General features: G+C 46.8%; 8 protein-coding genes. 5 read left to right on the top strand and 3 right to left on the bottom strand.

Features of this window, described 5'->3' with window-relative positions:
- The first annotated feature begins 72 nt into the window (after positions 1–72).
- Positions 73–1,776, top strand: coding sequence for a YdiU family protein (locus KO518_RS05820; protein WP_216024893.1), 1,704 nt, complete (start codon positions 73–75; stop codon positions 1,774–1,776).
- Between the two features lie 18 nt (positions 1,777–1,794).
- On the opposite strand, the gene KO518_RS05815 is transcribed toward KO518_RS05820, so the two are convergent.
- The gene (locus KO518_RS05815) at positions 1,795–3,585 is read right to left on the bottom strand and encodes a glycoside hydrolase family 9 protein (protein ID WP_216024892.1); all 1,791 of its coding nucleotides are present in this window, start codon (positions 3,583–3,585) and stop codon (positions 1,795–1,797) included.
- A 245-nt stretch (positions 3,586–3,830) separates the two neighbouring features.
- On the opposite strand from KO518_RS05815, the gene KO518_RS05810 reads away from it, so the two are divergent.
- The gene (locus tag KO518_RS05810) at positions 3,831–4,991 is read left to right on the top strand and encodes a helix-turn-helix domain-containing protein (RefSeq protein ID WP_216024891.1); all 1,161 of its coding nucleotides are present in this window, start codon (positions 3,831–3,833) and stop codon (positions 4,989–4,991) included.
- A 7-nt stretch (positions 4,992–4,998) separates the two neighbouring features.
- Here KO518_RS05810 and KO518_RS05805 read toward each other — a convergent pair whose 3' ends face one another.
- The gene (locus tag KO518_RS05805) at positions 4,999–6,522 is read right to left on the bottom strand and encodes a tryptophan halogenase family protein (protein ID WP_216024890.1); all 1,524 of its coding nucleotides are present in this window, start codon (positions 6,520–6,522) and stop codon (positions 4,999–5,001) included.
- Positions 6,523–6,585: 63 nt separating this feature from the next.
- Positions 6,586–9,642: a TonB-dependent receptor gene (locus KO518_RS05800; protein ID WP_216024889.1), complete on the bottom strand. Its 3,057-nt coding sequence runs from the start codon at positions 9,640–9,642 to the stop codon at positions 6,586–6,588.
- A gap of 498 nt (positions 9,643–10,140) precedes the next feature.
- Between KO518_RS05800 and KO518_RS05795 the strand changes: the two genes are divergently transcribed.
- The 3 genes from KO518_RS05795 to KO518_RS05785 all read left to right on the top strand — a co-directional run bounded on the left by KO518_RS05795 (position 10,141) and on the right by KO518_RS05785 (position 16,326).
- Positions 10,141–12,726 (top strand): glycoside hydrolase family 3 C-terminal domain-containing protein, encoded by a 2,586-nt coding sequence (locus KO518_RS05795; RefSeq protein ID WP_252735991.1) that lies wholly within the window; start codon positions 10,141–10,143, stop codon positions 12,724–12,726.
- Positions 12,727–12,993: 267 nt separating this feature from the next.
- On the top strand, positions 12,994–14,910 hold the full coding sequence (locus tag KO518_RS05790) for a TonB-dependent siderophore receptor (protein ID WP_216024887.1): 1,917 nt from the start codon (positions 12,994–12,996) through the stop codon (positions 14,908–14,910).
- Between the two features lie 12 nt (positions 14,911–14,922).
- Positions 14,923–16,326 carry a cytochrome c gene (locus KO518_RS05785; protein ID WP_216024886.1) on the top strand — a complete coding sequence of 468 codons (1,404 nt, stop codon included), beginning with the start codon at positions 14,923–14,925 and terminating at the stop codon, positions 16,324–16,326.
- Positions 16,327–16,336 lie beyond the last annotated feature (10 nt).

The following is a 16,336-nucleotide window of genomic DNA, read 5'->3' as shown; positions in this document are numbered from 1 at the left end:
GCATTTATCTATAACGTGACTTGTGGGCAAGCGCACCACTGTTTATTTCACCGCCAATGCTACTGAGTTACTATGACGCACAACCTGTCGAACGCACAATCTGAAAAAGTAACAACCTTACGCCAGCTCGCCGAATGGGTTGACTATTCCTTGCTAAATACACTAACAGCAGACCCTCGCGGCAACCAATCCGGAGACGACCATCATCCCAGGCAAGTATTCTCTGGGCATTACGTGCCAGTAACACCCACCCCTTTGCCTGAGCCACAATATGTAGCCCACAGTCACGGCTTATTCCGTGAACTTGGCTTTGATGATGCATTCGCCTATTCAGCTGATTTCATGCGTTTCTTTTCTGGCGATATGTCCTGCGCGCCAACACCAATGCACTCGGTGGGTTGGGCCACAGGTTACGCGCTGTCTATTTATGGCACTGAGTACACCCAGCAATGCCCCTTTAGAACCGGTAATGGCTACGGAGACGGACGCGCGATTTCTGTTCTGGAAATTGTCAGTAAAGGAAAACGCTGGGAAATGCAGTTAAAAGGCGCCGGAAGAACACCGTATTGCCGGGGCGCCGATGGCAGAGCCGTATTGCGCTCCAGCGTCCGTGAATTTTTAGCGCAAGAGCACATGCACGCATTGGGAATACCCACATCCCGTTCGTTAAGTCTGTTTGTGTCTCAATCAGAAGTGATACAACGCCCTTGGTATGTGAGCGGGTCCTTATCTCAGGATCCGGAAGTGATGGTGCCAAACCCAGCAGCAATAACAACACGAGTTGCGCCATCGTTCATACGAGTAGGACAGCTGGAGTTGTTTGCGCGCCGGGCACGCTGCGGCGAGCACCCTCAAGCCGAACAGGAACTGGCAGATCTAGTGCGCCATCTTATAGAACGGGAATATGCAGATAATATCGATACCACCCTACCTTTTGAGATGCAACTCGTACCACTGGCTATCGCTTTTCGTGATCGACTTACATCCCTAATTGCCAACTGGTGCCGAGTGGGATATTGCCAGGGTAATTTTAACAGTGATAATTGTGCCGCAGGCGGCTTCACCCTTGATTACGGCCCATTCGGTTTTTGTGAACGTTTTGACCCGTACTATCAGCCCTGGACCGGAGGCGGGCAACATTTCTCCTTCCTAAATCAACCCATCGCTGCACAAAAGAACTTTGCTATGTTTTGCCGTTCCCTGTCTCCACTGCTCAGTGATGCGCCCGAACAGCAACAATTACTCGATAATGTAAGCGATGACTTTCTCGCTATCATGGAAAGGAAAATGACTGACATGTGGGCGGCTAAACTCGGACTTGCTAATGTTGAGCACCAAACGGTTATCACACTGCTTAAGCTGCTGTTTCATTCCGGGGCTGATTTCAACCTGTTCTTTCGTACGTTGTCATCGCTTCCCACCTCTGTGGATGACGTCACTGATTGCTTTTACTTAAAACCCACTGACCAGTTGCTCACAGAATGGACACAGTGGCTTTCAAACTGGCGTGAGGCCTTGGAAGAACGCGGAGATCTACAGCTCATTTCCCAAAACATGAAACGAGTAAACCCCAAATACACGTGGCGGGAATGGCAAATTGTTCCCGCTTATCAGCAAGCAGAGCAAGGCGACTTTTCCCTTATTCACACACTGCAAAACGTGTTAACCCACCCCTACGATGAGCAGTCAGCTGACACCGAAGCAACATATTGTCAAAAGCGCCCCGCTCAATATGAAAGCGCTGGCGGCATTGCCCACTATAGTTGTTCAAGTTGAGCGTGCCGCCATTTTTAATCATTGAGACATTGCATTCACCGCACCCAATACATAAACCAAGGGTGCATTCCAGTTAATCGCTATCTCATTGGTTGAGAAACTGCACCAGTCATCGAGGTAAGAGTTGGCCGGCTTGGATGACGGATACTGGCAGTTGTCTTGCCATCCGGCGTGCGGGCCACCAACGAGCATACCTGGCACTGGCGCTTCAATACCGTCGCTTGCCGATATGCGATGGTGCGGTGCCATGGGCGTTAGATGCCCGTAACCGGTAACAAAGCTATAGCCTGTGGGGTTCATGCCAAATACGTAAGAAATACTGTCGTACACACCCTGTTTGTACTTAGCGCTACCGGTTAACCCGTAGGCATTTAAAAGAACGAATGCTTTATTCAACAGCACACTGTTACTGCCCCATACAAAATCGGCGTTCTGCATAGGTACATTATAGGGTGTACTTTTCATTTGTTCTGAAATGTCATCTGCCAGAGAAATCAGTTCGTCTTGCAGTTTAGTCATTACCGGAGCGGGGAGTTTACCGGCCCCACGATGCAGTAGGGAAATTAAACCAAGTGTTTCAACATTCGCCCAACCAGGAACGCCAATACTGAGGTCGCTGTTAGTAATGTAGTTCAGGTAACCGTCGTCTTCGGTGGCAATGAACAGTTCAGCCGCGGCCCAGAAAAACTCATCGGCAAATTGCTCATCGCCATATTCACCACTTTGTACATCCTCAGGTTGAGTATACTGCACCGACGGATTTTGTACTGCCCATTGCCATGCATTTTGAGCCTGTTGTAACCACTGACGGGCTTGTTCTGGTTCCAGATGACTATAAACGCGGCTAGCCATGGCTAGGGTAGCTGCAAAATCCAGTGTAGCCGCGGTAGACACACCAATGACATAACGTTCAGCCCGATCTTCATGTGGCATTTCAATGCCTGCCCAAGCCAGAGTCGTCAGCTTGTGAAACACGGCTCCATCGTGGCGTTGCATACTTGCCATCCAATCGAGGTTCCAGCGTATCTCGTCCAGAAGATCCGCCGTCCCATTACCCGATTCAGGAATGTTCACATTCACCGTTTGATAGTAAGTTGGAAAGTGCTCGTAGGCAGCGAGCAGTGTGTAAGTCGCGATACCCGAATTCACGATATATTTGCCATAGTCACCGGCATCATACCACCCCTTTTCCGATGACAATACGGCAAGCGCATCCAGTGCCGGCGTAGTCGCAGACGCGTGCACACTGACCTGGGAATCCGGGTGACCGGCTGGTCGTTGCCAGCGGCCAGCATATTTCTCGGTTAACGCGATACCTGCCCGATTAAAGTAAAATGATTTCAAAGCGGCACGATGCGGCTCATGATAAACATGCTCACCCACAGTAAAAGGCCATGATGGAGACAGACCTGGAACTTCCAGATAAAACTCCCCTTGCTCGGTAAAATCACTGAAATCTGCATAGGTCACAAAACCGTCATCGCTCAATGCCCATGACACGGGCTCACTCAGCGTACCCTCGAAACGCACACTGTGATCGTCTACTCTCTTGATCACAAATTTTCCTGTACTTACCGCTGGCACGATTGCACGTTTGTTTCCATCAGTAAGATATCCAACCTGATTGACGCTGATGTTTGCCTCACTGTCTTTGACATCAACCGTGTTTTCTACAGGCGTTTCGTCAAATTTTTGTTTGCTATTATCTCCACTGCACCCAATGATAAAAAAACTCATCAAATAGGTAAGAAACAAAGGCAAATAATGACGCTGTGACAAAAAAGCGCCAAATTGTGGTAATTGGTACATAACAATGGCCTGATAAAACAAAGAAATAAGTTGTTATATTTTTGTCAAAAAAACACATCCAATCGTCTTATTACAGGCGCAATACGTAAAGATATACGCTTCATACCGGTATTTGAACGCTTTTTTCTAATTGCACTCAGATACAAGCTTAAACATTACATTTACACTACCCACTGTGCGTAGTGGTTGCTTCGCCTTTTTTAAAAAGTTATAAACATAAAAAAAGAAAAGGTTTCTGGTTATAAATGAAAACCGTTTTATTTAACACACACGACCTAGTATTGCTGTTCACTGTTTACCAGTGTTTGTTATTTGCACTCTTCCTGGTGACGCTGAAACGAGGAAAACGCAAAACCCATTTATTGCTGGCAGCTTTTTTGCTTTCACAGGCTGCTATTCCCATGGACAACCTGATTAATTTTGGTGAGATGTTTCGCTCTATTGCACTGGACTATTCGCCGAACCTTTTCTACTCCTTTGGCTTGGCCTACTGGATCGAAGCTCCACTATTGCTCTTTTACATTCGCAGCCTCATTTACAAAGACTACCAATTCAGGCGCTATGATTTGCTCTTTTTCATCCCTGTCATTTTGTATACGCTGTACTTTGCAAACAATTGGTGGCTGCAGGATGAGGCATCAAAAATTGCCGCCTTACAGGGAGATACCATTGCAAATACGCCCTTTGTAGAACGGGCAATATACTTGTTCAGAGAAATCTACCGGGTGGCGTGTGGAATTCTTTGTCTGGTAGAACTCAATAACTACCAAAAGCAATTAAAACAACAGGTTGCCGAAACAGAAAGTGTCGACCTGACCTGGCTAAAAATACTGGTAGTCGGCTTTTTAATTGTCAGGGTTATTGCCGTTATCACCGCTTTGGCTATTATCTCTGCCTACGAAATAGGTTTTTATATCGACCACGAGGCGATTGGTCTAAGTTCAAATTACGCGGTAATGCTTATCGTGTCCGGGCTAATCTTTTTTAGTGCCGGTTACTCTGCGATATTCCGCGGTATTGACAGTCAACTTAGCCCCGCAACAACGAAAGACAAACCTAAGATCGACCCTCGTCAGGTTGAGAAAATTACCCGCTACATGCAGCTAAACAAACCCTATCTGAATCACTTGTTAACATTGGAGAATCTGGCGAATCAGTTAGATATTTCCCCCCGGGTGCTGTCTCACATCATCAATCACCATTTTAATAAGAACTTCTTCGAGTTTATCAATCACTACAGAATTGAAGAGAGTAAATTGCTACTGGAAAGCGAGTCAAACCGCAAAACAACTATGCTGGATATCATGGATGCGGCAGGTTTTAACAGCAAGGCTACGTTTAATACGTTTTTCAAAAAACTGGTAGGGAAAACACCAACACAATATCGCAAGGATTACTGGGAATAAGCGGCACTCACGTTGCCGCGCTGCCCTCACTTGAGCAAACCTGTGAGATGAAATCTCCATGAGCGGGTAACAGCGATGCCGACTTGGCGATCACACTGGCTATATGTTCAAGACGTTCATCAATTAGCGCTGTCGGCATTCTTTCCACCAACGGGTGGTACCCTTCACTCTTCAAGCCCTGACCATGCATTACAGCCAGCCAGGAGGTTTCGTTAAACAGTTCATTATCGACCCTGAACACCCGACCAGAATCTTTATATAATTGAATTTTTTCTTGTAGCGAACCGGTGAGTGTTACACTGCGACAATAACGCCAGAACTCACTGTCATCTCGCTCCGTAAGTACGTAGTGCAACAAAATGAAGTCACGGATTTGCTCGAATTCTTTCACCGTTTGCCGGTTGTACATATCAATGTCACTTTGACAGAAACGCCTACTGGGAAATAGTGTCATTAAGCGTGCGATGGCAGATTGAATGAGGTGTAGCCCCGTAGATTCCAAGGGCTCAATGAAACCGGCTGATAGCCCAATTCCGACACAATTTTTTATCCAGCTTTGAGGTCGCATGCCAGTTTTCCAGGCTAAAAAGTTTGGCTCTGCCAAAGGCTTTCCTTCCAGTTGAGTCACCAGTTCATTGAGTGCAGCATCCCGGTTGGAGAACTGACTTGAATAGACATAACCATTGCCGATGCGATGTTGCAGTGGAATGCGCCAGGTCCATCCGGCAACTTTTGCAGTAGATTGTGTATACGGTTTGATCGCTGGATCAGCAGAGGTACAGGGAATCGCGATAGCACTGTCGCATGGCAGCACATCGCTCCAGTCGTTAAAGGTAGCTCCCATTTCCCTTTCTAGTAAAAGACTGCGAAAGCCGCTGCAATCGATATAAAACTCAGCGCTAATGCTCTGCCCGTCCTGAAGGGTCAATGACTTGATATGTCCATTGGGATGCTTCGACACCGTTTCAACTTTACCGTTAATGCGGGTAACCCCCCGGCTGGTCGCGTAATCGCGCAAAAAACCTGCGTACAGGGTGCTATCGAAATGATAGGCATAACTCATATTGGCAAGGGGAGAGTTATTCTGTGCGTTAACTCTGCCAAACCTGCATTGCTTTGCCGCCACAGCCTCTATAGAAAAGGTACTGAGATCACCGCCCGCCCCTTCATTAAAACGCTTCAGCCAAAAGTGGTGAAACGGCAATGCATCCATGTTAATTCCGAAGGTACCAAAGGGGTGGAAATACGCGTGTCCGCGCTGCTTCCAGTCTTTAAATTCAATGCCCAGTTTGTAGGTTGCTTTGGTGGCGCGAATAAAATCCCCTTCATCAATACCCAAAATACGGTTAAATAAAGTAATTTGCGGGATCGTTGCCTCGCCAACAGAAACCCCTTTGATATTGTCGCTTTCGATGAGTGTAACGCGATATTTAGTCAGATCCAGCACCTTGCTCAAAGTTGCTGCGGTCATCCAACCCGCAGATCCTCCCCCTACAATCGCAATGGATGTAATAGAAATCGATGACGACATAATTGCCCTACTTTACATGCGGCCTGCTAATCCTTTAGCAGGCCTGGGTTAAACATCAATAGCTCAGAAGGTCCCTCTGACCACCAGACTGATACGTCGGTCATTCACAAACCAGGAACGACCAACTTGATTGCCGTCAGCATCAACCTGCATGGACGTCCGGGTCACGGTATTGGTGAGATTCGTGCCTTGTAGCCCCAGCTCAACGTTTTCCGTGAACCGGTAGAAGAATGAACCGTCAAGCTGACCATTCGCCTCGTTAAAAATGGGCAGCTGTGTAATCACATCCTTTGTGGTTAACAGGTATTCCGAACGCCAGTTATAAGCCAGACGCGCGTTAAAACCGTTCTTCTCGTACATAGCAACCAAGTTGAAGTTGTCTTTTGATAACCCTTCCAATGGCAGGTTGTCGAAGGCGATGCCTTCCCCTTCAGAAGAATCAGGCTTGTCCGGCGACAGACCAGGGTTTGGAGAACCTTCATCTTCGACATACGTGTAGTTAAATTGTAGCCCTAAACCACTCCACGCGCCCGGTAGGAAGTCGAAAAACTGCTGATAGGCAATCTCCACCCCCTGTACCGTGCCTTCCTCACCATTAGTGGCACCATCAACCTGCACAATTTGCGTCACGCCATTATTCGTGTAGCTTCGGTCTGTGGAACCATTGATAAAATAATTACTCAAGTCCTTGTAAAAGAAAGAAGTCGTCAATGAACCCGTGGTTTCGGAAAAATACCACTCAAAGGCGAAATCATAGTTATTGGCCTCCATCGGCTTGAGAAATGGATTCCCAGACTTCGCCGTATAGCGCTGATATGCGGCACTGGTAATTTCTCTGTCATCGCCTTCGCCAGTGTATTCAATTTGCAGATCCTCCCCTTGGATTTCCACATAATTTCGCAGATTTCCAAGATCTGGCAATGCAATCGCCTTAGAAAAACCAAAACGCAACAACATATCGTCATTGAGGTTTAACTTTAAATTAAAGCTTGGCAATAACTTGCTGTAATCGCTAACTGCGGTTTGTTCGACTGACGCGGCGTTGCCAAAGGCCGCTTGGTCAGAGGGCAAATAGTTCTCAGGGTCATCATCTTGCACCGGCAAACTGTCGGGGAATGTGATAAATCCATCGGTTTCATTTTCAATTTTAACGTATCGCACCCCTACGTTACCGCTGTAGTCCAACCCCTTGATTTCACCCTCAAAGTTACCCTGAATATAAAAGGCGTTATTGGTTTCAGCGGTTTTATTTATTTCGTTAGGCAAGAAGTCACCGATAGCGCCTGGTCTGCTCGACAACGCCATCCATCCAGGAGACAGACTGGCAAACACAGATTCCGCATTGCGGTAATCCTGTGCTACGGATTCAGTCGGGAACAGGAAGTCATTTCCGCCGGTCGTTGTTAGCACACCACCACGGGCAAAATCATCAAAACTCACGGTTTCATACAAGCCCCCCAAATCAGCGCCCAGCTCCACACCTTCAGCATCAAACCACGCATTGCCGTTACCGGCCCAAGCTTCTGACAACCAACCCCAATTATAGGTAGACTGACGGGTGGTCTGCTGACGTTTAGCATACCTTGTGCCCACTTTTACTGAAGTGAAAAAACCGCTGTCAAAGGTGTATTTCCCATCCAAGGCAACGGCTGTTTCATCACCTTCGTTATCCGAAATGTGATCCATAGCACTGCGCCAAAAGTAATTGTGCGGATCAGTAAAGTGTGCGTCGCTGCCGGCATTTGCGGGGTCGGTAAGAAAAATATCCGGTGTATTATCGCCATTTGACGTAATACCGACAACTGCTCGCGTTGCGCCCATCACGGAGAAATCTGTAATCTTGGAAGTCGACTCCACACGCTGTAAATCGAGATTAAAGGCCCATGAGTCGTTGGGACGATAACGCACATTGAAACCTAAATCGTTGACCACGGAGTCCTGATCGCGAACCCGGGTAATCATTGCGTGTTGAGGACCGAAAATACCACCAGGCTGACGCTCTGCATCGTTGCCCCGCCAACCGGCGTTTGATGTAATAAGTCCTGATTCAAAGAGGCCCTGATCATCGATGTCGAATGTCGTGCCCTCTACCGGCACTAAATCGTTTATAACCGCATCATCTGCCATCTCAATAGCCCGCTCGGTCCAGGCCAGTGATGAATCAGAGCGAATAAACTGTGCAGTAGCCAAAATCGTATCGTCTGCATTTTCCCATTGCAGGGCCGCTGCCAGACCCTGACGCTCTCTGTCATCCTGTTTTCGGGTTAATCGGGTGGTACGGGGCACCATTACAGTTTGACCATCAACCAACTGATTTTGTGTCTCAAACCTGCCTACCTGGGTCCCGTCTGATTGTGCCTTCAGGGTGGAATCGGAAAAGTTTAACAGTACGCCCCAACGGCCTGAATCGGTCTCAAAGATGTCAGAATACAGCGCCGAATAAGTTGGTGTAGCTTCTTCGATAAAGTCGCTGTAAGTAGCGTCTGCGGAAAACGCGAGAACCCGTCCATCACTGTCAAAAGGCTTGCGAGTTAGCAAATTTACGGTACCGGCAATACCACCTTCTATCATTTCCGCTGACTGGTTTTTATACAGCTCAACCCCTCCCATTAATTCAGGCGGCACATCCTGAAAACTGAGACCCCGACCGGAGTCTGCGGTGAAGGTGTCCCGTCCGTTAAATTCACTTCTGGTATGGGTTAAGCCTCTGACGACCACACCACTGCCTTCCACGCCAAAATGGTCAGGGTCATTGGCTCCGGCAAAACGCTCAATGGAAACACCAGGCAAACGCACTATCGCTTCCAAAACACTCCTGTCAGGCAACGCGCCAATGTCCTTTGCGGAAATGGCATCTAAGAATGTGTCGCCGTAGCGCTTAATTAATTGTGCATCTGCCAGATTTTGTCTTATTCCCCTAACCTGAATTACTTCAAGATCATCTTGATTTTCGGCGTCCTTCGCTTCTTTAACATCTTCGTTTGCTGGTTCTGATTGTGCATAGGCAACATGCGGTTGGAAAGCTAGCAACGAACTCAACAGTGCGCTGGTAACCAGTGATAGTTTGAAGCTGGGCTTCCCCGCCCTGTTGAATCGTATTTGTTTATTATGCGTTTTCATTCTCTTTTCCCATGTCCTCTTCTCCAATAAACACCAGAGTGCTTAAGTTCCATTTAAAATTTAGCAACATAAAAGCAACATATCGTCCGACATGGCAGCAAGCGTTCAATTTGAACGTTCATTTTTTCGCAAAAAAAGGAAAATCAATCAAACCATTAATTTGTATACTTATTTTATCCCGTTCAACTTTACACTTAACACAAAGACGAACGCAAACTTTTACCTGAAAGCGAACAAATAAACATATTTATTACATTACTTGTTAAACCACACCGCTTTCTGCTTCTCAATCTATGCCAAAGGACGACAGCACCTCTGCATGGATCTAACAAAAGCAGCCTCCGTTGTCGAAGCGCCATTTATTCGTTTGCATATGCACATCACGCTAAGCGTTCAAATTCACAACCTTGCTGTTGAATTGACGATTTCAGCCAATCTACCCGCTAGTGTAAGGACTCATATAAAAACGAGAGTCCATTTGTCACTATGAAACAAATAATGAAAAAACTGCCTAAGCGTTGCCTCATCGCCGCATGCATATTAATTACCTCTCCCGGTCAGGCCGACACACTGCCGTTTCAAAATCCGTCTTTGCCTGTGGATACTCGGGTAAAAGATTTGCTCAATCGCATGACGCTTGAAGAAAAAGTAAGTCAATTATTTGATAAGTCCGCCGCCATAGAGCGACTTTCCATCCCGGAATACTACTGGTGGAACGAAGCGTTACACGGAGTTGCAAGAGCGGGAAAAGCAACGGTGTTTCCCCAGGCGATAGGTCTGGCAGCGACCTTTGATGAACCACTTCTTTACGATATCGCTACTGCTATTTCTGATGAAGGCAGAGCCAAACACCACGATTTCCTCCGCCATGATACGATTGCTATGTATGGCGGGCTGACATACTGGTCACCGAATATCAATATATTCCGCGATCCGCGCTGGGGCCGTGGCCAGGAAACCTATGGCGAAGATCCCTTTCTAACATCCAGGATGGCCATTAACTTTGTAAAAGGACTTGAGGGCGACGACCCCGAGTACCTAAAATCTGTTGCCACTCTCAAACATTACGCGGTACACAGTGGTCCGGAGATTTCCAGGCACAGCGATGATTACACCGCTTCACAAAAAGATCTCGCTGAAACCTACCTTAGCGCCTTTAAAGACACCATTGCTGCCACCAACGTTTCTTCGGTGATGTGCGCCTACAACAGTGTTAACGGTTTACCTGCCTGTGGCAATAGCGCCCTGCTTGAAGACACCCTAAGAGGCACCTTTGACTTTACCGGTTATGTCGTATCTGATTGTGGGGCTATCGCTGATTTTTACGACGAGAATTCTCACCATATAGTAACTAGTCCTGAACAAGCTGCTGCCCGGGCTGTAAAAGCGGGCACGGATTTAAACTGTGGTGATCATCACGGGAATACATTCAGCTATTTAACAGAAGCCGTAAAAAAAGAGCTCATCGACGAAAGTGATATAGATCAGGCCCTGTCGCGCTTACTCACGGCTCGAATGAAACTGGGCATGTTCGACAAAAATAGTCATCACCCCTACACGCAAATTCCCATGTCGGTAGTGGGCTCACAGGCTCATGTTGATCTAGCAAGGAAAGCTGCGGAAAAATCCATGGTATTGCTTAAAAACGATGGTGTACTGCCTTTAAAACCCGACAGTAAAATAGCGCTTATTGGCCCGAATGCTGACAATACTGCTATTTTGGTGGGAAATTATCACGGTAAGCCTGTACACCCCTTAACGCCAAAGCAAGCACTCATGCAAATGCTTCCGTCGGAAAAACTGCGCTACGCACCAGGAAGCAGTCTTACTGAGAATATCTATACACATTTCAGCCCGGTGCCAACCAGTGTATTCCGGCACATAGATGCTTATGGCGATACCCGTCCAGGATTGATCGCTGAATATTACCCGGCCAGTCATTTCAATCTGCAGCCAAGTAAACGGCAAATTGAAGGAAATATTGATTTGACTTCTTCAGGCATCCCCATGCAAAAGCAGCCCAATCAGGAATTTGCTGTGCGTTGGCAAGGTATTCTTGAACCCCAGAAATCCGGGCACTATGTCTTTCAAATGGAAAATGTAGATATTTATCTCGACGGCGAAACCTTAGGAGAGCGTCATTACCTGGAAGCCGGACAAGCCTATACCTTCAAGGCCGAAGCTGTTATTCAGCAATACTGGCACAGTAATGTTATTGAACCCGACATTCGTTTTAGCTGGCTATATGAAGATACCGACCTTGCAAAAGACGCCCTTAACATTGCAAAAGACGCTGATGTAGTTGTGTTTGTTGGTGGCATTACGGCGAAGCTCGAAGGTGAAGAAATGCCACTTGAAATCGATGGTTTTTCCCATGGTGACAGAACCCATATAAATTTGCCAGAGAGCCAGACCACCCTGTTAAAAGCGTTACACAAACTGGGAAAACCCATTGTATTGGTTAACATGAGCGGCAGCGCCATGGCATTGAACTGGCACGACAAAAACCTGAACGCCATCATTCAGGGCTTCTATCCCGGCGAACAAACCGGCCCGGCGCTGGCAAATATATTATATGGGAAAACAAGCCCTTCCGGACGATTACCAGTAACCTTCTATCAGTCTGTGGATGATCTGCCTGATTTTAAAGATTACAGCATGGAAAACCGCACGTACAAATACTACAAGGGAACCCCTCTCTATCCCTTTGGATACGGACTTAGCTATGCAGATTTTCGCTATGACGACTTGTCGCTGAACACATCTGAAGATGGGTTAAGTATAAAGGTAACATTAGCCAATTACAGTGACATAACGGCTGAAGAAGTGGTGCAGGTCTATCTGAGTATGCCAGAAGCGCCGGTGGCGACACCACAACGGGAGCTGGTTGCCTTCAAGCGGATAAAGCTCGGCCCAGGAGAAACAACCCCTGTACAATTTCTCGTTGATAAAGCACAGCTCACGTTTATTGATGAAAAGGGGCAAGAACAGCCTTACAAAGGTAAGTTAGGTGTTGTCGTTGGCGGTGGTCAGGGCGTAAAACGCCAGGATAATGTAGTACAACAAACTATTGCTATACCTTAAAAAGCCACAATTTCGGCAATATATAGCTCACGGTGGTCATACCGTTAACCACCGTGGGCACAGACATTCCCCTTGATTTCTACAATTTCATCATTCTTCAACGCAAGAAACTCTATTGCTGCCTAAACACAAGCATCAGCAATGTGGTAAATCACACAGCAAGCAGCTAGTTCTCATAAATACTTAGTAAAAACTTCACTAATATTTTACATTCGGTATACTTTAATTTGTTAACAATAAATAACAAACAATTTAAAGTTCACGTATATGTTCAAGGCAAACTCAAATAAAAGTCGGACGCATTTCAAGATATCGCTGAAAACCTGTATTTATCCACTCTTACTCTTCGCTATGTCGGTACAGGCTCAACAGGAAGATATTGAAAAAGTTGCGATTTATGGGCGTGTTGATGCCATTCCTGTCAATCAGCTTCACACTTCGGTGTTTGTTTTTAATCAGCAAGACATTCGCAGACTAAATGCAGTTTCCGCACTAGATATCATTAAAAACATTCCCGGCGTTGCAATAAGTCGCTCGGGTAACACACAAGATATTTACTTGCGGGGGGCGGAAACCAATTTTGTTGTCATTCAACTCGATGGCGTACAAATTAACAACCCAGTGGACACCCGTGGAGGCAGTGTTGATTTATCAGCCATCGCAAAAAGCTCAGTGCAAAGAATAGAGGTCTTTAAAGGTGCGCAATCTTCTGTTTACGGTTCAGACGCCATTGCTGGCGTCATTAACATTATTACGCTGGACAACCGCAATACCGGCTCTGAATTCCACGCAGCCGTGCTACCTGGCGGGAACAAATTAGGTGCATTGCGGCTAACCGGGGAAAAACTGTCTGTCAGGGCGAGCTTGTCAAAAAGTGATGTTCTAGCAAATACACAACAATCCCGTACAGCGGAAGTTGCCACGGCGATAGATCTGTTAGCGACAGATCGACACACTGCAACTGTCACTGCAGTATTAAATGACTATACCTTCAAAGGCTTACCTGATCAAAGTGGAGGCACGCGGTATGCCACAGATCCTGCCAAAGAACGCAAAGAAGGCAGATGGCTAAGTACCAGCATGCTCTATCAGTACAACGCCAGCGAAAATCATAAGTCTGCGGCCCGCGTAGAATACTTCAACACTGAAGAAAGTCTCACGTCTCCGGGCATTGCGCCCTATTTCAATGCGCCCCCGGGCGAATCGGACCACGACTACCAGTTTTATAAAGTCAGACTGCTGCATCAGATGCAGCCATCTGTCACTGCGCGGTCACTTCCGCAACTCTCATTTGGCGCTGATTACAAATCGGAGTCTGGCGAAAATTCAGGCCAAATGGAACTATTTGGTCAATCCATAGATACTGATTTCATCCAAGAACGGGACACCCTTTCAGTTTTCACCGACGTTTTCTTCCCCTTCGCCGAAGGCGCAGTATCGTTCAGCGCAAGGCATGACAATACGTCCCAATCCAATGCTTCAGACATTCACAAAACCACTTGGAAAGCCGGTGGAAACCTCGACATTACCAAGCACCTGACTGCCTATATCAACGCAGGTACAGCCTTTAAACTCCCCAGCCACTACGCATTGGGTAACAACCTGGTAGGCAATTCAAAATTACGATCTGAAGAAGCGCGAAATTTGGAAATGGGTGTAAACTGGCATTCGCCCACTTCGTCGATTTCTCTTTCGCTATTTCACTATCAATACACAGATCTCATCGATTTTGACGCCAGTACTTTTTCGCTGGTCAACCGTGAACGCGTGCGCAGCAAAGGCGCTGAATGGGTAGTCAGCAATACCATCGACAAGTGGATTTCTGTTGCTGGCAGCGTTACTTACGTTGATACCGAAGCGCAATCAGGTGTATTGCTGAATCATCGCCCGAACTGGCAGGCCACAGCATCGGTTCAACTAAAACTGAGCGACGCGTTTCACTCATCAGTGGCAGGCCGCTATCAGTCAAGCGTATATGCCACCAGTTTACATACCGGTGAGGTGGCACAGTTTACCCTTCCCGCCCATGCTGTCATTGATATCAGCACCACACTTGTACTGGCAGACAACCACTCGTTATCTGTTTATCTGGAAAATCTGTTCAACAAAACATACTACACTGCTGTAGGAAGTCCTGCCGAAGAAAGAAGTGTCGGAGTTCAGTACAGCTATTACTTTAGATAGAGGAACCGACCAATGATACGTTTCAATGTGCTTGTGAATGTACTGCTATTGAATGCACTGTTGTGGATTTTTCAGGCAAAACACGCAGCAAACAGTGCTGAAAATACACATACTTCAGCAACAACGACACGCTCCGATGCTATCAACGAGAAAATACAAAACGCAGAAGCCTTACAACGAGGTAAAGCACAATTTGAGCAAGTGTGCGCGGCCTGCCACGGCAAAGATTTGACAGGTGGTGTGGGTTTTAACTTAAAAGATGGGGAATGGGTACATGGCGACACACCAGAACAAATTATAAACAACATTAAAAACGGTTTCCCCAATGCCGGCATGCCCGCTTTTGGCTCCCTGTATTCAGTTGAACAACTACAGGACATTGTCGCGTACATTCTTTCTCAGCAAGAAGGTTTTAGCGATTTATACGTCGAAATTTATCAATTAAACAGTGCCGACGATACTGACATTACCGAAGATAAACTCATAAAATCAGGGCCAAGCCTTGAGCCACTCGCCGATTTCAGCCTGCCAGAAACAGAGCATTATTACATCACATTTGAAGGTGATTTCTATGCCCCAGCCAACCAAGACACTCAAGTGTGGCTTGAATGGGGTTATCCCCATGAATTTAATTTGTATATAGACGGCGAACTACAGCCACGACAAGGTTCACCCTGGTACCCCGTTTGGCCCTTAAAACGGGGAAAACAACACCTTAAAATGACCTATCGCTCAGGCAACACAAAACCCGGCCAGCGCAATTTGGTTCTGTTGGGTACCACACCAGATTTGAAGGTAAAGCTTTTTGCGCTTTCCACTCGAGCTCAGGCGGTTTTGGAAGATAAACAATTCAACGTTACCGCAAACGAAGAACCTGTGATATTGCGAAAACGGGTTCTCGATTTAACCACATATACCATTTCTGTGGGTTTCCCAGAAAAGTTAAATATTGGGTTCAATACAAAAAACTGTAGCGTGAACGGATTGTGGCAGGGCGACCTAATGAATATCGGTCCCAATATTTCCGGAAGGGGCGAAGATCCCAGTATTCCTCTTGGAGATTTCGCGTTTTCATCACCTCAGAGCCTATTTATTAAACCCGTGGGCAGTTTTTCACAGCACTGTGACTATCAGGGCTACAATCTGGTCAATGGCCTACCTGTTTTTTCCTTCGCTTATGACAGTGTCAACTACTCCCTCTCGCCCCGGGTGCTAAGCAGTAATGTTGTGGCATTTACTATTACCTCATCAGCACCAGAGCAAGAGGTTGCGTTAACATTGCCCAACGTCAAAGATCTGTCCTGGCAAGTTGCCCATAACGACGCGCCGCTAATGCCAGGCAACAGCGATCAGCGGCTGCAGTTTAACGCTGACGGCACCGTCGTCATCACTGCCACCATCAATTCATCTCACTAGTACGCACGAA

The organism is Aestuariibacter sp. A3R04, assembly GCF_018860805.1.
Taxonomy (GTDB): domain Bacteria; phylum Pseudomonadota; class Gammaproteobacteria; order Enterobacterales; family Alteromonadaceae; genus Alteromonas.
This window is presented reverse-complemented; position numbering and strand designations above follow the sequence as displayed.